20 protein-coding genes are annotated in these 21,496 nt (G+C 49.5%); 9 read left to right on the forward strand and 11 right to left on the reverse strand.

Annotated elements, in window-relative coordinates; all coding sequences use genetic code 11:
- Nucleotides 1-319: 319 nt before the first annotated feature.
- The 7 genes from Q0274_RS10165 to Q0274_RS10195 form a co-directional block, all read right to left on the reverse strand.
- Nucleotides 320-2,527 carry an endonuclease MutS2 gene (locus Q0274_RS10165; RefSeq protein WP_298029444.1) on the reverse strand — a complete coding sequence of 736 codons (2,208 nt, stop codon included), beginning with the start codon at nt 2,525-2,527 and terminating at the stop codon, nt 320-322.
- Nucleotides 2,517-3,347, reverse strand: a complete 831-nt coding sequence (locus Q0274_RS10170) for a hypothetical protein (RefSeq protein ID WP_298029446.1) — start codon at nt 3,345-3,347, stop codon at nt 2,517-2,519. The genes Q0274_RS10165 and Q0274_RS10170 overlap by 11 nt, the downstream gene beginning before the upstream one ends.
- 61 nt (nt 3,348-3,408) lie before the next feature.
- Nucleotides 3,409-4,716 (reverse strand): UDP-N-acetylmuramate--L-alanine ligase, encoded by a 1,308-nt coding sequence (murC, locus tag Q0274_RS10175; RefSeq protein ID WP_298029448.1) that lies wholly within the window; start codon nt 4,714-4,716, stop codon nt 3,409-3,411.
- 211 nt (nt 4,717-4,927) lie between these two features.
- On the reverse strand, nt 4,928-5,107 hold the full coding sequence (locus Q0274_RS10180) for a hypothetical protein (RefSeq protein WP_298029449.1): 180 nt from the start codon (nt 5,105-5,107) through the stop codon (nt 4,928-4,930).
- 130 nt (nt 5,108-5,237) lie between these two features.
- The gene (gene recR, locus Q0274_RS10185; protein ID WP_298029451.1) at nt 5,238-5,807 is read right to left on the reverse strand and encodes a recombination mediator RecR; all 570 of its coding nucleotides are present in this window, start codon (nt 5,805-5,807) and stop codon (nt 5,238-5,240) included.
- Nucleotides 5,804-7,045 (reverse strand): ArsS family sensor histidine kinase, encoded by a 1,242-nt coding sequence (locus Q0274_RS10190; RefSeq protein ID WP_295153002.1) that lies wholly within the window; start codon nt 7,043-7,045, stop codon nt 5,804-5,806. Before Q0274_RS10190 ends, recR begins: the two co-directional genes overlap by 4 nt.
- Nucleotides 7,042-7,713: a response regulator transcription factor gene (locus Q0274_RS10195; protein WP_005870149.1), complete on the reverse strand. Its 672-nt coding sequence runs from the start codon at nt 7,711-7,713 to the stop codon at nt 7,042-7,044. The genes Q0274_RS10190 and Q0274_RS10195 overlap by 4 nt, the downstream gene beginning before the upstream one ends.
- 129 nt (nt 7,714-7,842) lie before the next feature.
- Between Q0274_RS10195 and dnaJ the strand changes: the two genes are divergently transcribed.
- The 3 genes from dnaJ to Q0274_RS10210 all read left to right on the forward strand — a co-directional run bounded on the left by dnaJ (nt 7,843) and on the right by Q0274_RS10210 (nt 10,299).
- Nucleotides 7,843-8,934 (forward strand): molecular chaperone DnaJ, encoded by a 1,092-nt coding sequence (gene dnaJ, locus Q0274_RS10200; protein ID WP_298029453.1) that lies wholly within the window; start codon nt 7,843-7,845, stop codon nt 8,932-8,934.
- 332 nt (nt 8,935-9,266) lie between these two features.
- On the forward strand, nt 9,267-9,707 hold the full coding sequence (locus Q0274_RS10205; RefSeq protein ID WP_298029454.1) for a hypothetical protein: 441 nt from the start codon (nt 9,267-9,269) through the stop codon (nt 9,705-9,707).
- A gap of 166 nt (nt 9,708-9,873) precedes the next feature.
- The gene (locus Q0274_RS10210; RefSeq protein ID WP_298029456.1) at nt 9,874-10,299 is read left to right on the forward strand and encodes a hypothetical protein; all 426 of its coding nucleotides are present in this window, start codon (nt 9,874-9,876) and stop codon (nt 10,297-10,299) included.
- Nucleotides 10,300-10,403: 104 nt separating this feature from the next.
- Here Q0274_RS10210 and Q0274_RS10215 read toward each other — a convergent pair whose 3' ends face one another.
- Complete coding sequence (locus Q0274_RS10215; RefSeq protein ID WP_298029458.1) at nt 10,404-11,663, reverse strand: M48 family metallopeptidase; 1,260 nt, start codon at nt 11,661-11,663, stop codon at nt 10,404-10,406.
- Nucleotides 11,639-12,961, reverse strand: a complete 1,323-nt coding sequence (locus Q0274_RS10220) for an MATE family efflux transporter (protein WP_298029460.1) — start codon at nt 12,959-12,961, stop codon at nt 11,639-11,641. Before Q0274_RS10220 ends, Q0274_RS10215 begins: the two co-directional genes overlap by 25 nt.
- A gap of 558 nt (nt 12,962-13,519) precedes the next feature.
- Between Q0274_RS10220 and Q0274_RS10225 the strand changes: the two genes are divergently transcribed.
- Nucleotides 13,520-14,506 (forward strand): amidohydrolase family protein, encoded by a 987-nt coding sequence (locus Q0274_RS10225; protein ID WP_298029462.1) that lies wholly within the window; start codon nt 13,520-13,522, stop codon nt 14,504-14,506.
- A gap of 33 nt (nt 14,507-14,539) precedes the next feature.
- Nucleotides 14,540-15,163, forward strand: coding sequence for a hypothetical protein (locus tag Q0274_RS10230; RefSeq protein ID WP_298029464.1), 624 nt, complete (start codon nt 14,540-14,542; stop codon nt 15,161-15,163).
- Nucleotides 15,164-15,950: 787 nt separating this feature from the next.
- Here Q0274_RS10230 and Q0274_RS10235 read toward each other — a convergent pair.
- Nucleotides 15,951-16,121 (reverse strand): hypothetical protein, encoded by a 171-nt coding sequence (locus Q0274_RS10235; protein WP_298029465.1) that lies wholly within the window; start codon nt 16,119-16,121, stop codon nt 15,951-15,953.
- Nucleotides 16,122-16,269: 148 nt separating this feature from the next.
- Complete coding sequence (locus Q0274_RS10240) at nt 16,270-17,046, reverse strand: hypothetical protein (protein WP_298029467.1); 777 nt, start codon at nt 17,044-17,046, stop codon at nt 16,270-16,272.
- A 79-nt stretch (nt 17,047-17,125) separates the two neighbouring features.
- Between Q0274_RS10240 and abc-f the strand changes: the two genes are divergently transcribed.
- From abc-f to Q0274_RS10260, 4 genes are all read left to right on the forward strand, one after another.
- On the forward strand, nt 17,126-19,078 hold the full coding sequence (abc-f, locus tag Q0274_RS10245; RefSeq protein ID WP_298029469.1) for a ribosomal protection-like ABC-F family protein: 1,953 nt from the start codon (nt 17,126-17,128) through the stop codon (nt 19,076-19,078).
- A gap of 5 nt (nt 19,079-19,083) precedes the next feature.
- Nucleotides 19,084-20,292 carry a M48 family metallopeptidase gene (locus tag Q0274_RS10250; RefSeq protein WP_298029471.1) on the forward strand — a complete coding sequence of 403 codons (1,209 nt, stop codon included), beginning with the start codon at nt 19,084-19,086 and terminating at the stop codon, nt 20,290-20,292.
- Entirely contained in the window at nt 20,279-21,079 is an 801-nt protein-coding gene (gene prmC / locus Q0274_RS10255) for a peptide chain release factor N(5)-glutamine methyltransferase (RefSeq protein WP_298029473.1), read from the forward strand. Before Q0274_RS10250 ends, prmC begins: the two co-directional genes overlap by 14 nt.
- Before the next feature lie 7 nt (nt 21,080-21,086).
- A partial coding sequence (locus Q0274_RS10260) for a hypothetical protein (protein WP_298029474.1) occupies nt 21,087-21,496 on the forward strand: 410 nt, incomplete at its 3' end.

A 21,496-nucleotide genomic window follows, 5' to 3' on the forward strand; every position in this document is an offset into this window, starting at 1 on the left:
CCCCCTTAAAATCCCCCAACCCCTGGCACGCTCAAGGGGCGAGCCTTACGGCTCGCGTTAAATTCTTTTTATTGCGGCTTGCGCCGCATAAAATTTTAGAATTTAAAATTGAGCTCTTGCGTTTTAAATTTTTAAAATCCTAAGTTTAAATTTAAAAGCTTTATAGCTTCGCGGGCGTAAAATTTAAAATCCCGCGGCGAAATTCTACGTTAAAAGCACCCATGCTTTTGCAAAACCTCGGCGAAGGCATAGATGAAATGGGGCGAATTCCGCATCGTTCGCGCTGGCGTCTGAAGCGAAAGGGTCTTCGAGCCTAAGTCTAAAGCGAGACGACCTTTGAGCCGAAGCCCCCTTCTGCGGGCGTGCCGTCGCGAAAGCCCTTGACGCTGGGGTGCGATTTTAAAAACTCCTTGACCGCGAACGCGAGCTTGCCCGTGCCGATGCCGTGCTTGACGATGATCTCATCAAAGCCCATCACGAGGCTTTGGCTGATAAATTTATCAAGCCTGCTGATCGCTTCCTCGGCGCGCAGGCCGTGCAGATCGAGCACGAGCGACGCGGAGGCGGGCTTTTGCACCTTGATGCTGATGTTTTTTGCGGGCGCGGGCGTCGCACCGCTGCGCTTTAGCTCGCTAAGCGGTACGCGCAGCCTGATACCATCGCTTAGCATCAGCGCCTGAGTTTTGCTGAGCGATAAAATTTCGCCCTTGATCTTGCCGTATTTTACGCGATCGCCCACCTTGAAGCTTTGCGGCTCCGGCGCGATAAATTCGGGCTGCTGCACGGCCCGTGCAAGCTCGTTTGCGCGGTTTATGGCGCGCTGCTTTTCGCGCACGTCGCTTAGGCTCACGCTGCGTTTGGCCTCCGAAATTGCGCGGTAGTATTCGTTTTGCAGCCTTGAAAGCTCGGCCTTAAGCTCGCTTTGCGCGCGCTCGCGCCGATCTTTTAGAGCTTCGCTCAGCGCATCCAGCTTCTCCTCTTTTTGCTGCGTCTGGGCTAGCTTTTGTTTTAGCTCAAGCTCTAAATTTATCGCTTTTGAGATCGCTTCGTTCAGGTTCTCTTTGTTTTCGCCGTAGTTTTTGCGCGCCGCGGCGATCAAATTTTGCGCTATACCGTAGCGTAGCGCGGTTTCAAAGGCGTAGGATTTGCCGATCGTGCCCTTTAAAAACTCATACTTCGGCGCGCTGTTTTTCTCGTCGTAAAGCGCCGCCAGCAGCTCCACGCGCGGATCCTTCGCCAGCAGCATCGCTAGGCGCTTGTGATGGGTGGTGATGATCATTTTTACATCGCCGCTTATCAGCTGCTCGATCATCGCGCCGTATAGGCTCGCAGCCTCCTCAAAATCGGTACCCAGCTCGATCTCATCGACGCCGATTAGAATTTCTTTGCGCCCGAACAGCTTGCTAAAGGCAACCATCCTGCCTGCGAAGGTCGAGATGTCGTTTTTGGAGTTTTGCGGATCCTCCATTATGAGCTCGAACTCCTTAAAGGTGCCGATGCGGCTGCCGCTTGCGCGAATAGGCATCGGAAGGAGGTACTTAGCTAGCAGCGCCGCGCTTAGAATGCTTTTTAAAAGCATCGATTTTCCGCCCGCATTCACGCCGGTGATGAGTAGAATTTTGCCGCAAAACTCCACGCTCACGCGCTTTGGATTTTTAAGCGCGGGGTGGGCGAAGCTGTCTAATACGATGTCGCGCGAGGGCTCAGGCAGGATGAACTCATAATCGCTCGCTCTTGCCATCGCAGCGCGCGCAATCAGCGCATCGATCTGATCAAAGGCGGCGTTTATAAATTTCAGAAAGGCTAAGCTTTTATTAAAAATCGCGCTGATCTGCTTGCAGTGCTCGAAAACAATCTGCTCTTTTTTATCCAAAATCGCGCTTTGAGCGGACTTCAGAGCCGCGATCGCATCGGGCAGCACGTAAAAATAGCCTCCGCTTGAGCGCGCTACGACGCTGCCTTTTAGCACGTGATTAAAGCCGCCGCGCACCAGTAGGGCTTCGGTGTCGCTTATGTAGTGGATCTGCGTGTCGGCGAGATAGGGCGAAAGAGCTTTGGAATAAATCAGCCTTTTTAGCGTCTGCTCGATCTCGTCACGCTTTATCTTAAACGCCTCGTTCAGCGCGCCGAAGCGCTCGTCTATCGCGTCGCGAAAGCCGCCCTGATCGTCGAAATAATCCTTTAATTGCGCGATGGGCTCTGGAATTTCGATCTTTGCAAGCCAAGCGGCGAGTTTGCCCTCAAAAGGCTGCTTTTTGAGATACAAAAAATATCGGATGATCTTGCTAAACTCGTAAATTTCGCTGATATGAAGCACGCCGTGCTTTGAGATACGCATCAGAGCGTCGTCTAGGTTCGCGACGCTCTCGCACTGCGCGAGATCAAATTTCGTAAGCTCTGAAATTTTTTCAAAATTTAGCTTACTATCGCCGCTTAAAAACAGCGGCTTTTCGCGCGCCAAAAAGCTTTTAAATTTGGCTAGATACTCGCTCAGATCGAGGCGCGTAAAGAGTTCGTCACTGATCATAAACGCACTCTTTGATCTTGTAGGTTTTGCCCTTAAACTCCGCGCCCGCACTTTTTTTAGCGATGAAAGCGCCCAGTGAAAAGGAGTAGGTGAAGTTTTCTCGCGTTACGATCTGCGCGGAGGCTTGCATGGAATTTTGCTCGGCTGCGTTAAAATTCTGCGCGGAGCTTTGCGGATCAGAGGTTTGCGTATCGTCTCGTTGCACGGAATTTTGTGAGGCAGAGCTTCGCGTACTTCCTTGGCTCGCGGAATTTTGCTGCATGCGGTTCTGCGTATCGTTCTGCTGCGTAAAATTTTGCGAAGCTACGTCTAAATTTTGAGTAGAATTTTGAGATTTAAAATTTTGTCCAGGCTCTGCGGAATTCTGCAAAGTAGGGCTTTGTGCGGAATTTTGTCCGTCCGAGACGGCGCCGTTTATTTGTGCAGCGGAAGTATGCTCGTTCGTTTGCGCGGTTGAACTTTGAGCGGCGGAAGCGGCCTTGTCCTGCGCGTTTAAATTTACTTCGTCCTCTTGCGCGCCCAAATTTTTCGCATCCACGCCGTGTTTTTCGGGAGAGGAATTTGCCGCGTCGCGTGTTTCAGAAGCGAAATTTATCGCGCCGCCGCATCTTAATCTGGCGCCTGCGTTAAATTTAAACACCATCTCCTCCTCAAGCTTGGCGGAGCGCTCGCTCGCGCTTTCGTAAAAATACGCCCCCGCGCACAGCAGCACGATCAGCGCCGTGGCGATGATTTTAGCCCTTTTGCTTAAAATTTCGTCCCGCACGAAAAAGATCGCCGCGATAAATAAAAATGCGAAAATAAACACCAAAAATCTCAAATTTTATCCTTGTCCGCCCGTAGCGGAGTTTGTCTAATAAATTCGGCGAGAGTTTTCAAGCTTAAAATTCTCCGCGCAGCTGATAGGTGATGTCGCCTGCGCCAAATCCGATCACGAGCCCGTCGTTTATGATGTGGCGGACGCCGAAAATATCGCTAAATTCTATCCTCTCGCCGTTTCTAAAGACCCGCTCGGTAAATAGCGCTCCGAGCCCCTTAAATTCCTCTTTCAGATCGATGCCGTTACTTGGCTCGCCCGCGGCGTAAACGGGTAGCACCACGAGCTCTTCTACGCCCGCAAAGCACTCTTTAAAGGCGTTTAAATTCGCCTTAAGCCTACTGAAGCGGTGCGGCTGAAAGATCGCCGTGATCTTGCTAAGCCCTAGCAGGCTAGCGTATTCGCGCGCGCTTTGCAGTGTCGCTCTGATCTCGGTGGGGTGGTGGCCATAGTCGTCGATGAGCACGAAGCTAGGAGTGGCGCACAGGATGTCGAAGCGCTTTTTGATCCCTTTGTAATTTAGCAAATTTTTACGGATCTGCTCTAGCCCTGTCTCGCACGCAGCGGCTAGGATCGCTAGCGACGCATCGATCGCGATGTGTCTTCCGAGCCCGTAAACCTCGAAGCGTCCGAGCTCTTTTAGATTAAAGCTCATAAACGGCTGATGATCGCGTAGCAGCACCTTCAGATCCGTTATGTCGCGCGAAGGAAATAGCTTGATACAGCCGAGCTTGATGGAGCTTAAAAACTCATCCTCGGCGTTTATCACGCGGATCTTGGCGCGCTCCAAAAAGCCGCGATACGCCGCGTGAAATTTATCCAAATCGTTGTCGTAATGATCCATATGCTCGGGCTCGGCGTTGGTCACGACCGCGACGTAGGGGTTGGAATTTAAAAAGCTCGAATCGCTCTCATCGGCTTCGAAGATGATGTTTTCGCTGTTTTCGTACTTCATATTCGAGCCGAACTGCTTGGAGATTGCGCCGATGATAACCGAGCCGTCTATCAGCGCCGAGGTTATTGCGCTCGTGGTGCTTTTGCCGTGCGCGCCGGCAACTGCGAAGACGCGCTTGTCTTTTAGCACGAAGGGCAGGGCCTCCTTGCGCGAGAGGCAGACGATCCCCTTTTTGCGTGCGGCTTGTAGCTCGACATTGTCCTCTTTGATCGCAGCGGAGTAGATGACGATCTCCTGATCTTTGATCGCCGAAGCGTCGTGCGGCGTGATGATCTCCATGCCGTCCGCTCTTAGCTTGTAGGTCGTCTCACTCTCTTTGATATCAGAGCCTGAGATGATAAAATTTTTCTCGTGTAAAAATCTCGCTAGCGCGGAGATGCCTATGCCGCCGATGCCGATAAAATGAACCTTTTTCACCTTTGTCCTTAAATAATATAATAGAAAATTGCGTTTAAATTTTTAAATCCCGCTTGCGCCGGCGAAATTTAAAAATTTAAACCGTTTTGCGCGCCTTGAAAAGCGCCTTTAAATTTTACGAGCTCGCAGCGTCGTGCAACCTCGTCTCGCTACTTTCGAAAGCGCTTTTAAAATTTGAGCGCTCGAAATTTGCCGTTTTGAATTTCGCCTTTTAAAATTTAGCGTCCGAAATTCCGCGCTCAAATCCGCTTTGAAACGGAGCGCTTAAAATTTTACGGCTCAAACTCGCCGTTAAAGCTCGCAGCGAGCGAGAAGCTGTTTGCCGCCGTACCTGCCGCATCGTATTGTGCACCGAAGCCGCGTAAATTTTAATAAATTTCATCGCGTTCATCGCGCGTCCATTATTTAAATTTAACGTCTGAAATTTCACCGCTTAGGCTCTGCGCAAAGCCTATTTGCCGCTTTATGCTTTAAATTTAGCCCATAAATTTAGCCGCTAAATTTAAAATTTCGTCAAAATTTTAAATATCGGTGCGCCCGTTGATCGCCTTTATTAGCGAGAGCATATCGACATTGTCTAAGCTCACGCCCGTAGGCACGCCCTGAGCGAGCTTGGTAAATTTCAAACCTAGATCCGCGAGCTTGTCCTCGACGTAGAGCATGATCCCGTCGGAGTTGATGCCGGGCGTCAGCGCAAATATCAGCTCGCTTGCGCCGTTTTGCTCCACCATGTCGCGCAGCGCCGCGATTTTATCTTCGTCGGCGGCGTCTAGCACGAAGTAGCGGCCGTTGTAAATTTTATTGCTCTCTAAAATAAAGATATCTTTTGGGTTTTCGACGATGCAAATTTTATCGCTTTCGCGCTCGTCGTCGGCGCAGTATTCGCAGATCTCGCCCTCGCATACCGCACCGCAGATGCGGCATCTGTGCAGTCCACGCACCGCCTCCTCGATATTGTGCGCTAAATTTAGCCCCAGAAAGGAGTTTTGCACGCTTACGTAGTACGCAAAGCGCAGGGCGGATTTTTTGCCCACGCCGGGAAGCTTTTCAAAGCTTGCAACGAGCTCTTCGAACCTGTCTGTGCCGCTCATATGGCGCCCTTCGGCGAAAAGACGATCGAGAAGTAGTGTGTGCCGTCGCTGTAATTGTACTCGAAGCGGAATTTATGCAGCTCGCAAATTTTATCGATGATGTAGAGTCCCAGCCCCATGCCGGTGGCTTTCTCGTCTTTATTTCTAATAAAGGCTTGCTTATAGTGCTCGAATGACTTCGCAAGCGCTGCGCCGCGGTTGGCGACGCTTACTTTGTTTTCATCGCAGATGATGCGGACTTTTTTATCGCTGGAGTATTTTAGGGCGTTATCGATTAAATTTTTAATCGCTAGCGCAAATAGCCCGAAATCCACGTTTATCACCGCATCGCACTCGATATCCGTGCTGATGAGCTCGTCCCAGTTATCGAGCATCGACATATCTTTTACTTGCTCTAAAATGAGGCTGAAATGATAATCCTGATAGTTGAGCGAGTAGCTTTTTGAGAGCAGTTGCTCGATTTTGGCAAACTCGTTGATTAAAATTTCAAGTCGCTCGAAGACATTTACGAGCCGCTCTTTTTGCGTTTCGTCATCTAGCATTTCGGTGATGAGCCTGCCCTTGCCGATCGGGGTTTTAAGCTCATGCATGATGGTGCGTAAAAATAGCTGGCGCGAGCGAATGAGCTCTTGAATTTTAGCAATCGCGTTGTTAAATTCCTGCGCGACTTGCCCGATCTCATCCTCGCTATGCGTGGCGGCTAAATTTACGTCCAAGTTGCCCTGGGCGAATTTTTTGATATTTTTGCTTAGTTTTTTTAGTGGCGTGAAGCTTCGCACTATCGATAGATAAAGTGAGATCAAAACCGCCATCGTAAGCAAAAACCCGACCCAAAGCGGATCGTTTAAATTCTTCGTGCCAAGGCTTTCGAAAACCACGACGAAAGAGTTGTTTTTTATATTTAAAAACAGCGAATTATTATACTCGACCGAGCTAAACTCGCCAATAGAGGTGTCTTGAACGAAAAAAATTTTACCGCTCGTGATGATGTTTTGGATGATATTTTTGTCTTTTACAAGCTCCAAGCCATAGCTGGAGAAGTAGCGCTCAATATCGCTGGGAGGTGCATTACGCTTGTATAGCTCAAGTAGATTATTGACCGCGTTTATTTGATTAGCCTGCATGCTACCTAGGGCTCTATTCATCTGCATCCGTGCGAACGTGATAAAAAGCACGCAGACTAAGATGATCGCGATTACAAAAAAAACCGAAATTTTAGTGATTAAGGAGTGCTTCATCCGATGAGCTTGTAGCCGATACCGCGAACCGAAAAGATATGCTTAGGCGCCTTGGAACTGTCGCCTATTTTGGTGCGCAGACGCCCGATGATGACGTCTAAGCTCTTTGAATCCTTGTCTTTTAAGCTTTTGCAGTGATATACGAGCTGCTCGCGAGAGACGGAGAAGCTGTGCTGCTTGATGAGGTATTCTAAAATTTCATATTCCGCAGGCGTTAGCACGAGCGACTCCTCGCCGAAGTAAATTTCATGGCGCTTGTCGTCGATACGAAATACGCTATCCGTGGCGGTTTCTTCCTTCTCGCTAGCTTTTTTATAGCGGCGGATGAGGCTCATGATACGTGCGTGCATCTCTTTTGGATCATAAGGCTTGGGTAGATAATCGTCCGCGCCGATCTGAAGCCCCACGACGCGATCGCTCACGTCGCTTCTAGCCGAGCTGATGATTATCGGGATGTCGTATTTTTCGCGGATCTCTTTGCAGACTTCAAGTCCGTCCATCCCGGGAAGCGTAAGATCCAAAATCAGTAGATCGTAGTTTTTGATCCCTGCGCTAATGCCCAGATACGGGTCTTCGAAGTTTGTAACTTGGATGTTAAATTTAGCCAGATATTCGGTTAGAAGCTGTGCGAACTCGCTGTCGTCTTCTATCATCAATACATTTATCATTTTTTATCCTTTGCATCGTTGATTTGAAATTTTAAATATTACATTATACATAAAAATAGTTAAGTCTTAACTTGCGTTTTATTAAATTTAGATAAAATTGCCCCTTTTGTATAGTTCAAGGAGAATTTCGTGGAAGAAGATTATTATGAAATTTTAGGCGTGGCGCGCGATGCCGACGCCGAGACGATAAAAAAGGCGTTTCGAAAGCTCGCTTTGGAATTCCACCCCGACCGCAACCAAGGCGACAAGGAGTCGGAGGAGAAATTTAAAAAGATCAACGAAGCGTATCAAATTTTAAGCGACGATCAAAAGCGCAGGATGTATGATCGCTACGGTAAAGAAGGCATCAGCGGCGCATATAGCGGTGCGAGTGGCGGCGGATTTGATTTTAGCTCGATTTTCGGCGATTTTTTTGAGCAAGCATTCGGCGGAGGCGGTCGCTCACGCCCTAGCGATCCATACGGCATAGATACCGAGCTGGCCGTAACGCTGGAATTTAAAGAGGCTTTAGAGGGCGTTCACAAGGAGATAAAATACAAGATCAAAAAGCCGTGCTCCACCTGCGACGCTACCGGCTCGAAGGATAAAAAAAGACATACTTGCTCTGCTTGCGGCGGCACGGGGCGCGTCGCGGTCAGGCGCGGATATATGAGCTTCATCCAAAGCTGCTCCGAATGCGGCGGCACGGGCGAGATCGTAAAAGACAGATGCAAGGATTGCGGCGGCAAGGGCTTTACAGAAGAGGACGTGAGCCTTAAATTTGACATTCCCGCAGGCATAGACGACGGACAGCGCGTGCGCCTAAGCGGCAAGGGCAACGTCTCTAAAACCGGCGAAATCGGTGATCTGTACGTGATAGTGCGCGTGAAGGAGGACAGCCACTTCCTGCGCGACGGAGACGACCTGTATATCGAGGTGCCGGTGTTTTTTACGCAGGCGATCTTGGGCGAGAGCATCGAGGTGCCGACGCCGCGCGGCAAGTCGGAGCTGAAGCTCAAAGTAGGCACGAAGGACAAGCAGCGCTTCACGATCTACGGCGAGGGCGCGCCAAATATCCGAACTAAGAAAAACGGCGATCTGATCGTGCAGGTAAACGTCCAGACGCCTAAAAAACTCAGTGAGAAGCAGGAGGCGCTTTTGCGCGAGCTTCAAGAAAGCTTCGGCAGCAAGGGCGGAGACGACGAGGGGATACTTGATAAAATCAAGAATTTTTTCAAGTAAGCTGCTTTGATTTGTCTTGATCTGTTTTGCGCGGCGATTGTTTAAACTCTAGTTTGGCGGGCTTCGGAATTTTAAATTTAGCCGCTGCTACCTTCTGCTGCTTGTTTAGTCGCTCGTCGTCGTTCGGTGAGACGATTATCGTTTAGTGGTCGTTTGCTAAGCGCCCTCTGCCTGATCGTCGCAAACACTGCGCGGCGATTTTATGCGTAATGCTTGCGAGTAGAATTTTATCTGTGCCATCATACATTCTTTGAGTGCTACTGCGGCGTTAAACGACGGCTCGGAGCGGCTCGCGCGACGCAAAAGCGACTACAAATTTAAAAAGGACGAAAATGGATCGCAAAAATGAGCCTGCAAATTTCAGATCCGCAGATGATGAGATGTTTGCGTTTTTATCGAGCTTGGGCGATCGCTGGCAAGTAAGCGAGGGTGGAGTGAAATTTATAGAAGAAAATTTTACCTTCGTCGGCTCCAAGCCCGTCTTGCGGGGATTGAAAGATTATGCGACTGCGGACTGCCTGAGCTTTGCCGGTGCCGGGAACTTCATAGACGCAAACCCCGCGGTAAAAGCGAGGATTTTGAGCGGCGAAATCTGCTATCTGGGCGATAGTCTAACGAGCGCCGAGGTTAAATTTGCGCCCGAGTACTTTCACGATTTTTTAAAATTTATAATGGAGCAGGTCCCCGAACACCACTATTTTTTCAGCCCTACCGCGCGCTGGCTTCTGCTGGTTGCCATGGAGAAATACGTGGAATTTGCGGCTTTAGATTAGCGTTTGCGCCCGCGAAAATTTGCGAAATTCCGCCGATTTAAGGCGTAAAAAATTTTATCTAGGTATAGATAGGCGCATATGAGGGTAATTAAAATTCGCTTGAGCTAAAAAATTTCATTTTAAGATTTGCGGAAGTAAAATAACAGATCAAATTTAAAGGCACCCCATGAAAAATCCTGAATGGCTAGGCAAAGAAATTTACCGAGTAGAAAGAAGTAAAATTTTTGGGCACTTAAGACCGTATTTATCGTATGCGGTATTATTGTTACTAGTATATACCGGTTGGTATAGGGGCGATATTATTGGTATTTCTATCTCATTTATTATATTTTTAATGCTCATAATGCTATTTACAGAGCAGACGTTTCGAAAAATTATATTTTATGAAAATGGATTTGTAATATCTAATTATTTTACGAAGACATTCAAATATGATGAATTAAAATTAATATATTTGCAATTTTCGTCTGGACTATTTTTTAAAGAAAATGCTCCGCTTATAATAAATTTTGGCTTCAAGAAATTATGGATAGAGGGACTTATCTTTGACATCAATACATCGTTAATACAAAAAATGAGATCGAAAGAATAATAGAGATTTTTAAATTAAAAGAAGTTCATTATGACGATAGTGCAAAAGCAGGGATATAAAAATAGGCAAAATATTGCTATTGCAAAAGTTCTTTGAGGCGGTCTTTACCCCTTGCCTAGCTTGATACGCGCCCTAAAATCGGGCATAATCTGCGCAATGAGCGCGTAAAAATCCGCTCCGTGATTTGCGTGGATGAGGTGCGCGAGCTCGTGCAACACGACGTATTCGACGAAGCGCGGATCCCGCTCTATCAGGCTTAGCGAGAAGTTGAGATAGCCCTTAGCGTGGTTACAGCTGCCCCAGCGCGTCTGCATTTTGCGCACCCGTACGCGCGCGATTTTGCGACCTATTCGCGGGGAAAATTTCTCGATATAGCGTAGGTAAAGCTCAAGCGCAAAGGCCTTTTTAAACGCCGTAAACTCACCCTCGCTCTCGCAAAAGATCACGTCTCGTGAGATAAAAATTTTATCTTTAAATTTAGAGCTTTGGATAAAATTTTTGATCGTAAAATCGGACTCGTCGCGCTCCGCCGCTTGCGCGCCTTGTGCTACATTTTGCGGCGCGTTTTCGCTCGCGGATTTTGAAATTTTTTCGCTAGCGACCGAAATTTCTTTGCCTACGACAAAGCTAAAATTTAAAATTTCTTCGCTTACGGCGGGTTTAAAATTTGAAATTCCCTCACCCGCGACAGGATCAAATTTTAAAATTTCACCGCTTGAAGCGGAGTTAAATTTGCCCACATTGCTACTTTGCGAAACGCACCCGTCTGAATGAAATTTTAAATTTTCGCCGCAGGATTGCTCGAAAACATTTTGCGCGGCTGTATCTATAAACCCGCCGCTTTGTCGCATTTCGCTCTGTTGCACGAGCCCTTGCGCTGCATCGCCAGGTAGGTCAAATTTCAAACCCTCGCTTGCCGTGCCACTTTGCGAGGTGTGTTCGCTTGAGTGAAATTTTAAAATTTCGCTTCCTGCACCGCCGCCTGCGCCGTCACCCATGCCGCCCGAGCCACTACTCGCATTGTCATCTACGCGGCTCCGCGCGCTGTCATTATATAAAACTTCATCCGCGCCGCAATTTGTACTGAGCTTGACCTCGCGGCTAAATTTTAGTTTGTAAATTTTGCTTAAAATTCTAACCTGATCGCTCGCTAAAAGTTTGCTTTGCAGTCGCGCCAGCGTTTGGCGGATCCAGCTTTCGTGCTTTAGGATGAAGTCTTTCGCTTGCGCCGCGGTGTAGGAGCGAGGCACGCTCACGCTGATTTCGCAGTCCTTGCTAATGCGGATGCGCGCGTATTTCATCCGCTTAAAATGCAGACTGATCGGCAAATCTAGCAAATTTAGACTAACTTTTTGCTCTGCCATTTTTTGCTTATCCATCGTGCCGTATTGGCGCTGCCGCGCAGCCACTCGTCGCAGAAAAACCCGATCCAAACGCCCAAAATTCCATATCCCAGATGAATGCCCAAAAGCCAGCCCACGGGGATCGAGACGCCCCACATAAAGATCACGCCCATCGCAAAGGGAAACCTCGCGTCGCCGCTTGCGCGTAGGGCGTTTACGAACACGATATTAAGCGTCCGTCCGAACTCAAGCCCCAGCGTGAGGTAAAAAAGCGGCCGCATGACCTGCTTGTGTGCCTCGCTGAGGCTCAGTAGCTCCATGATCTGCTCGCGCGCTAAAAACACGATCGCGACGAAAAGCGCCGTCGCCCCAAGGCCAAAGCGCAGTGCGGTAAAAGTGTGTCGGTACGCCTCCTGCGGCTTGGCGGCGCCTACGAGGCGGCCTACGATCACTTCGTTTGCCATACTGATCGCGCTTCCGCCGAAGAAGATGAATGATGAAATTTGAAAATAGATCGTCTGCACGGTAAGGCTCGCCTCGCCCATGCTCGCGACGAAGGCGAAGGCGACTAGATACTGCACGATCCACAGCATGTTTTCGCCAGCACTCGGAAGCCCTACGGATAGAATTTTACGCAGCGTGGCGAGCTTGATCTTTAAAAACATCGTGAGGTAAAATTTTATCTTTAGCACTTTCGTGATGATGAGGAAGAATAAACATACGCCGATCATGCGCCCCGCGATGGTGCTCACGCCGATGCCTTCAAGCCCGTAGTACGGCAGTCCGAACGGCCGAAAGAGCACGACGTAGTTGCCCGCGAGCGTTACTAAATTCATAACCACGGAGACCGCGATGATGAAATTTGCGTATCCGTAAACGCGCACGATGGCGCTAAGCACGATCGCGACGGCGTCTATCGCAAAGACGATGCTGATGACCTTAAGATAGATCGCGCTTTCGCTCAAAAGCTCGGCGGGCACCTGTAGCGCGCGGAGTAAAAACGGCGCGCAGCTAAAGACGAAAACGCCGCTACAAAGCCCCACTAGCGCGTTAAATGCGATGCTCGTATGGATCGCGCGCATGGCTAGGACTTTGTTTTTCGCCCCGAGCGCCTGCGCTACGAGTACCGAGCAGCCCACGGCGAGGAAGCCGAAAACGGTGATGAAGAGCAAAAATATCTCGTTGCCCGCCCCCAGCGCGCCTACTATCGAGACGTCCACGCGCGAGATCATGTAGGTGTTGATAAACGTGGTCACGAGGCGCAAAAACATATCGATGTAGATTGCGAGTGAGAGCCTTAGTAGCGAGATTTCTTTCATATTTTGCCTTTATTTGGGGGAAATTGTAGCCGAAAATTCTTTTAGTTTTGCTTTTGTATCAACATCGGCTATTTTGTGCGTAATCGCTCTTTTAGATACTTTACCCTTTGCCTATTTTTCCTTAAAATATTCCATCCACAAAAAAATATTCGTACGGCAAGTTCGATAACATGGAGTGCTAAACTTTCGCTGCATAATTCTATTAATTTGGCTGTAAAGTTATAAATTTCAATTAGTAGAATTTTGCAATTTTACATTTTAAAATTTTTGTTTAAAACTCTAGTTGTGTAAATCCTGATTTTGTTGAACGTACTATTGCGTTTACGTATAGATGAAATATCTTGGGGGCGGAAAGGAGGCTTAAATTGCGAGGTCGCTCCCCTTTCCGCCCCCAAACCCCCACCTAACCCCCGACGACGCTTTATAAGGGGCGGACTACGTCCGCGCTAAATTCTATGCGCGGTAGGGCGCGGTGCGTAAATTTAAACCCAAATTTAAAATTCTAACCATTTACCGCAATTTGATATAAACTCGGCAAAATTTTCCCAAGGATCCCCGATGCAAACGCTTGATTTTCACGTCCATCTGCTAAGCAAGGAGGTGCGCTTCGATCGCCCTTACGACAGGCTCGCGCTGCGCCTTTTCGGCAGGCGCTTCGGCATAGACGTATCGCGCGCGATCAAAGAGCCCTATGAAGCCTATGTGGACGCTCTGCTAGGCGGGCTTAGAGCTTCGAAATACGTTAAAAAGGCGGTGCTTTTCGGCGTGGATGCTAAATTTAGCGACACGGGCGAGCTAATCCATCGCGATAAGACCGTCTGCGCGGACAACGACAGCGTGTTTGAAATTTATCAAAAAAATCCGGATCTCATCGTGCCGTTTTTTAGCATCAATCCGAAGCGAGCGGACGCGCTAGATGAGATCGATCGCTGCTTTGAGCTCGGATTTAAGGGGGCGAAATTTTTACAAAATTATTGGGATCTGGATACGAGGCTGCCTCGCTACGTGCCGTATTTTGAAAAGCTCGCCAAGCTCGGCTTGCCGCTGGTGATCCATGTTGGCAACGAAAGCTCGGTGCCCAGCACTCGCCGCTGCGAGGCGCTGGAGATGATCTATGCGCCGCTTGAGTTGGGCGTCACGACGGTGTGTGCGCACATGGCGATTAACTACGAGTATTCGCATATTTTTCGTGCGCTTTCGCGCCGCCCGCGAAATTTCGGACACGATTATTTCGCTCTTCTGGCTCTTCTACGCACGCACAAGAACCTCTACGCCGACGTTTCCGCGCTAATGACGCCGGTGCGCGCCAAGGCTCTGCCGCATCTAGCGAGCCAAACGGACGTGCACTCGCGCCTGCTTTACGCTTCGGACTTTCCGGTGCCGTATTCTGCGATATACAACACCTATGATCTGCGCCTGTCGCAGCGTATCGCGCTGCATAAAGAGCCCAACCCTTTCGATCGCAACGCGCGCGGACTGCTCGTGTATTTCGGCGAGGATAGCGAGCTGTGGAGCAACTACAAAAAAATTTTGCCCTTTGCGTAGACGGTAAAATTCGATGAAATTTAGGAGGCGGGCGTGAATTTTATAAAATATTTTTTCTCGGAAATTTTTAGGTTATTTAAGCTTCTCGTAGGCACTGCGCTTGTGCTAGCTGCGGGGTTTTTAATCTACAAACTATTCTTTTCGGAGCCGGATTTAGCGCAAAATTACGAGCAAAATCGCGCTCAAATTTTATCCCTGCGCGATTTTGCGCGCGAGATAAAGCCCAAAGGAGTTTCTTTTGACGCCCGTTTTAGCGGCGACGAGGTCTCAAGCATGATAGCCGTGAATAAAGACAAAAACCAAAGTGCGAGTTTTTATAGTATAGACGAAAATATGAACGAGCGCGCTGTTTTAAAAATCCTAAGCTGGGATTTTGGGACTTTTAATGAACTCAAAGCCAAAACAAAAAGCGCAAATGCCCAGGGTGTAAGTATCTGGGAAGGCGAGGGCAAAACCGCTATTTATTACAAAGACGGGTTTGTGTCGGAATTTTACGAGATTTTCGAGGGTCCTGCGAGCGAGGCGGTGAAAAAAGACTACGAGATCGGCTGCGACGATAGATTTGCCGCAGACGGCGTGGTGATGGCGCGCGACGGAGGCGCTACTACGAGCTTTATATGCGTGGATAAGGACGGCTACGGCATCAAACGCAGGTAAATTTTACAGCGGTTTTGTATGAAATTTTAGCGGGAATTTTTGTAGGAATTTTTACCGTTGCTGCAGAGATTTTGCAAGAATTTTTGCTGTTATTGCGAATATTTTAGGGTTGTTAAGAATACTTTGCAGCGCCTGTTTTGTCGCGCCTGCCGCTTGACAGCCGCTCAGCTAAATTTTAAAATTTAAACCGAGCGGCACGTATCGTAGCGTCAAAGCACTCTTTGGCGCAGTGTAAATCTTGAAATTTCAGCGGTACAATTTAGTTCGCAGTTACACTAAATGAAACGACGAGATCATACGTGGCGGCGAGTTGCTGTTTAAATTTAGCTTGCAGGTGCGCTAAATCCTAGCCGCGACATGATTTGCTTTAAATTTTATAACGACGGCTTGCTTTAAATTTTAAACCGCTAGCGCAACCTACAAAAATTTAGCGACATCTCGCCTGAAATTTGCATTACGCTGTGCCGCCTGTGTCGCAGCGACGAGCTGCCGTATGATTTACGCTCAAAACCGATTTACACTTATCAAAGCCGTTAAAACACCGACGATGCGCTGTGTCATTCACGCCGAATTGCGCTGTACCATTCTTGTCGCACCGCTTGCGCTATAAAATTTTAATGCGAGTTTGTTTTAAATTTCATTGCATCGCGCGAGAAATCGTTGCGCGAGAAATTCTAACGGCGGCTAGCTTTAAATTTGCGCTTCATGCCGCTTTTCGGCTCGTCTATTTCAATCTATCGCCGCTCTTGTTCTGTCGCGCCGTGAAATTTTAAATTTCCCCCGAATTTTAAGAATTTACGAGGCTTAAAAGCGCCTTTGAAATTCTTGCGATCTCATCTTGCATATGCCCGCCCGGATTTTGCTCAAACTCCGCTCTTGCGCCCGCACTGTGGCATTTTGCGATAAAATTTCGCGCAGTCTCGCCACAGAGTGCCCCGCGCGGATTTTTCGGGTTCATTTCGGCCTCGCCCAAGGATGCGTAGACGTGCGCCAGCCCCCTTTGCGGCGAGTGCGCGGCAACGAAGGCGTCAAAGCCGCTAAACCAAAACGATGCCGAGACGCAGGCGATCTTTTGAAATTTATCGCTCGCAAACGCCGCATACGCGCTAAAAAAACCATGCCAGCGAGTATCCCGCGCACGCTCGCCACGCAGGTTTGCCCGCGCCGAATACGTGCCGCTCGATACGCGGGATCAACTCGTCCGTAAATTTTTCTAAGTGCGCCGCGCCGCCGCCTGCGAAATCGCGCACCCCCTTAAACGGCGATTTTGCCTCCCACGGGCTAAGCTTATCGCCCCACTGCGCCTCATTTAGATAGATCGCCGCAAGCACGAAATCCGCACCGCTTTGTCGCGAGACGAACTCGTAAATTTCGCCCGTGCCGGTAGCGCCAAAGTCCAAGGCGTGCAGGTAGATGATCGGCACGGCACCCAAGCGGGGAGAGGAGGTTTGTGCGGACGCGGCGGGCACTATATTCGGCATCGATGACTCGGGCGAAATCGAGTCGGTAGTCGCCGTAAATTCGGGTGCAGTATCTAGCACGGACGGCGCAGCGGGTTGAATGGCTTGTGTCTTAGGCACGGCGAGAGAGGAGCGCGAAACGGGTGCAATGGACGTAATGAGCGGTGTATTCGGTGCTGCAGACGCGGGAGGCTCAGGTGAAGTAGCTTGTGCGGACAGACCGAACGAAACGGCGGGTGGATCATCCTGCGCGAATATGGGAGGCGTACCAAGCTCGAACGAGACAATCTGAGCGGATGCAGAGGTGTCGGGCAGAGTATCCGGCGTGGATTTGATAGGCTGTGCGTGCGTAGCTGTCCCAAAAGACGGCGCGTGCGGAGCGAAAATTTCTACGCGCAGGCCGCTGGATTCAAAACTTTGCATCGCTAAACCTTTAAAAGTTATTAAAATTTAATAGAATTTTGTGTAAAATCACCGAATTTAACACTAGAGGAACTTAAAATTGGCTTTGATCGAGCTTATCGATGTTACGAAAAAATTCGGCTCTCACGTCGTTTTAGACGGCGTAAATTTCGCACTGGACGCTAACGAGCGCGTTGCCGTGATCGGCAAAAACGGCGGCGGTAAATCCACGCTGATGAAGATAATTGCGGGTCTGTGCGAGATCGACGAGGGGCGTGTGATCACTCAAAACGGGCTAAATATCCAGATGCTCGCTCAAACGCCGAAATTTGACGAAAACCTCTCGGTCAAAGACGCGCTGCGAAGGGAGCTAGCTGAAATTTACGCCGCCCTTAGCGAATACGACGCGATCTCGAGCGAAATCGCCGCACATCCCGAAAACAAGGAGCTTTTAGCGCGCCAAGACGAACTGATTAAATTTATCGAGGCCAAGGACGGCTGGCAGATCGACAATAAGATCGAGCAGGTGCTGCAAAATTTCGGACTTAAAATTTACGAAAACCGCTCTGTCTGCACGCTTAGCGGCGGCGAAATTCGTCGCGTGGCGCTGGGCGCGCTGGTGCTTAAAAAGCCCGACGTGCTGCTGCTGGATGAGCCCACGAACCACCTTGACGTCTATATGGTGAAATTTCTAGAGGACATGCTGCTTAGCTCGAAGCAGACGATCGTTTTTATCAGCCACGATCGTTACTTCATCGACCGCTTGGCGACGCGCAGTATCGAGCTCGAAGAGGGTAAAATTTCAAATTTCGACGGCGGATACGAGAACTATCTGAGACGCAAGCAGGAGATGCTTGCTTCGCTCGAAAAGTCCCACGAGACGCTGCTTAAACAGCTGCGCGCCGAGGAGGAGTGGCTGCACCGCGGCGTAAAGGCACGCCTTAAACGCAACGAAGGGCGCAAGGCGCGTATCATGCAGATGAGGCAGGATGCGAAGAAAAACCCGGGCGCGATCCGTCGCGTGCGGCTAGAGCTGGAGCGCGCGAGCAGGAGCTTTAACGGCACGGGCGGCGACAATCGCAAAAAGATGCTTTTTGAATGCACGAATATCGGTAAAATTTTAAACGGCAAGGTGCTTTTCAAGGGCTTTTCGGCGCGAGTTTTGCAGGGTGAGCGCATCGGTATCGTAGGCGCTAACGGCGCGGGCAAAAGCACTTTGCTTAAAATTCTACTCGGCCGCAGCAAGATCGATGCGGGCGAGATCGAACGCGGCGAGATCAGGATCGGCTACTTCGATCAGACCCGCAGCGGCATCACGGACGATAAAAGCATAATCGAAATTTTTTGCCCCAACGGCGGCGATCACATAAGCGTCCGCGGCAGCTACATGCACGTCTATGGGTATTTGAAAAATTTCTTGTTTCCGAAGGAGTTTTTGGATAAGCCCGTGGGCGTGCTTAGCGGCGGCGAAAAGAACCGCCTGGCGCTTGCGAAGCTTTTTACCGAGCAGTACGATTGCTTGATTTTGGACGAGCCGACGAACGATCTTGATATCGCAACGATCAATATTTTGGAGGATTATCTGCTAAGCTTCGAAGGCGCGGTAATCATTGTAAGCCACGATCGCTATTTCATTGATAAGATCACGAATAAGCTTTGGGTTTTTGAAAAAAATGGCACGATCGATCAAATTCAAATGCCCTATTCGCAATATTTGGAGTTTGAAGACGAGATGGCGGAGATTGATCAGATCGAGGCCGACGCTGGCGCGAGCGCGAGCGCAGAGGAGAGTGGTCGCGAAAATAAAAAGGAAAAAACGAGCGCCGCAAAGCTTAGCTACAAACAGAATAAAATTTTAGAAGAGTACCCCGCTAAGATCGAGGCTATCGAGGCACGCATAAAGGAGCTAAATCACGCGCTCTCGACGCCTGAAATTTATCAAAAGCTCGGTATGCAGGGGCTTTTTGAAGAACTTGAAGAAAAAAGAGGAACATTAAACAGTATGGAAAATGAATATTACGAAGTACTCTCGCTCGCCGAGAGCTTAAAGTAGGCGCGATGGTTTGGTTTTTGATCTTTTTATACGCGCTTTACACGATTTATAAAATTTTGCTCGATCTGCTTGAGTTAAGCTTCATCCGCGCCAAGCTAAAAGAGCCTGCGGTGGTGCTTAGCGAGGAGGATTATCGCAAGGCGGGCGAAGTCGGCGCGGTAAATTTAAAATTTAATATATTTTCGCACTGCTTTTCTTTTGTGGTGGCGCTTATTTGGATACTTGCGCTCGCAGGCGCGTTACAGCGCGCGATATACGATCTAGCTGGCGACGGGATTTTTGCGCAGAGCTGCTTCGTAACGGCGTTTTTGATCATCGGCGGCGCGATATCGCTTCCGCTTGAGATTTACAAAACCTTCGTCAAAGACAGGCGCTTAGGCTTTTCCACGATAACGCCCGCCGTTTTCGTAAAAGACTCGCTAAAATCGCTCGTACTCACGCTGGTTTTTGGCTTTGCGGTAGCCTCTGCGCTCGTTTTTTGCGTAAATAGCTTGGGTGCGCACTGGTGGGTCTGGGGCTTTCTGCTAAGCTTCGGCGTAGTTTTGCTGATAAATCTGATCTATCCGACCGTTATCGCGCCGCTGTTTAATAAGATGCAGCCGCTAGAGCACGGCGAGCTAAAAGAGCGCATAGAGGGGCTTTTGCAGCGCTGCGGCTTTAAAAGTAGCGGCGTTTTTACGATCGACGCGAGCAAGCGCGATAAGCGCCTAAACGCCTACTTCGGCGGCTTCGGCGCGACGAAAAAGGTCGTGCTTTTCGACACGCTCATAGAGAAGCTGAGCGAGGATGAAATTTTAGCCGTTTTAGGGCATGAGCTCGGGCATTTCAAACACGGCGATGTTTTGAAAAATTTAGCGCTTAGCTTCGTGCTTTTGGGCGCGACGTTTGCGGTATTCGGAAACCTCCCCGGGGGCGTATTCGGCGCGCTGGGGCTTAACGCGGGCGGCGGCGCGACGCTGGTTTTTATGATTTTGTTTGCGCCGATTTTGCATGCGTTTTTTGAGCCGGTGATCTCCAAGCTTAGCCGCATGCACGAATTTGGCGCGGACCGGCATGGTGCGAGCATGCAGGATAAAAAGAGCATGATCGGCGCGCTAAAGAAACTGGGCAGCGAAAACAAGGCGTTTCCGCTCGCTCATAAAATTTACGCCGCGGTGTATCATTCGCACCCGAGCCTGTATGAGCGCATAAGAGAGCTTGATGAGGATCGCTGAGGCGCTAAGATGGGGCTTGGGGCAGTGCGGCTCAAAATACGTCGCGCGCGAAATTTTAAAATTCTGTGAGCGACTTAGCGGCGAGCAGCTCGTGCTAAGATGCTCGGAAGAGCTCGCGCATGAAGCGGATTTTCGCGCGAAGATAGCCGAGTTCAAAGACGGCCGTCCGCTTGAATACATCACGCAAAGCTGCGAGTTTATGGGCTTTAAATTTTACGTCGACGAGCGGGTGCTGATACCGCGCTGCGAGACCGAAATTTTAGTGAAAAAAGCTCTTACTTTGGCGCAGAGCTTGGGCGAGCCGCGCATTTGCGAGATTGGCACGGGCAGCGGCATAATCGCCATCTGCTTAAAAAAGCTCATGCCCGCTTGCCGCATCACGGCTAGCGATATCAGCGCGGATGCGCTTGAGGTGGCGCGTGCAAACGCCGTAAGCTTAGGCGCGGACGTCGAGTTTGTGCACTGTGCCTACGCGGATGAGATCGCGGGTGAGTTTGATCTCATCGTCTCAAATCCGCCCTACATCGCAAACTCCTACGCATTGGACGCGCGCGTGCTGCAAGAGCCGAAACAGGCGCTGTTTGGCGGCGAGAGAGGGGATGAAATTTTAAAACATATCGTGCTGATCGCTGCACGGCGCGCAAAATTTCTAGCCTGTGAGATGGGCTACGATCAAAAGCAGAGCCTATCGACGTTTTTGCGCGAGCAGGGCTTTAGGGCGGAATTTTACAAAGATTTGGCGCAGTTTGATCGCGGATTCGTCGCGCGAAATTTAAACAGATCGTAGGCACGCCGTGCAAAGCTCGCAACTACGCAGACTGCTTTATTACAAAGCGTTCGGATACCGCTACGTAAGTGCCGAAATTTTAAGCGGCGGCGCGCGATTTTTCAAGGCGCTGGACGCGCTAAAATCCGCTACCGCCGAGTGCAATCTCTGCGAGCTTGCTAAAACGCGCACGAGCTCTAGCGAGCAAAATTTTAAAAATTTTAAAACTATCAAAAATTTTAAAGCTCCCGCGGACGTAAAACTTATGATCGTAGCTCTTGCGCCGGGCTCTAGCGAGGGTGTTAGCGGCGGCTTGGAGGCTGAGGTAGCAGCGGCGCTGGATCAAATTTGCGCGCCAGAAGAAATTTATTTTAGCTTTTTGATAAGGTGCGCGGTGCCGCAAAATAGGCGCATAAGCTCGGAAATAATTTTAAAGTG

Source organism: uncultured Campylobacter sp. (genome assembly GCF_937973075.1).
In the GTDB taxonomy this organism is placed as follows: Bacteria; Campylobacterota; Campylobacteria; order Campylobacterales; family Campylobacteraceae; genus Campylobacter_B.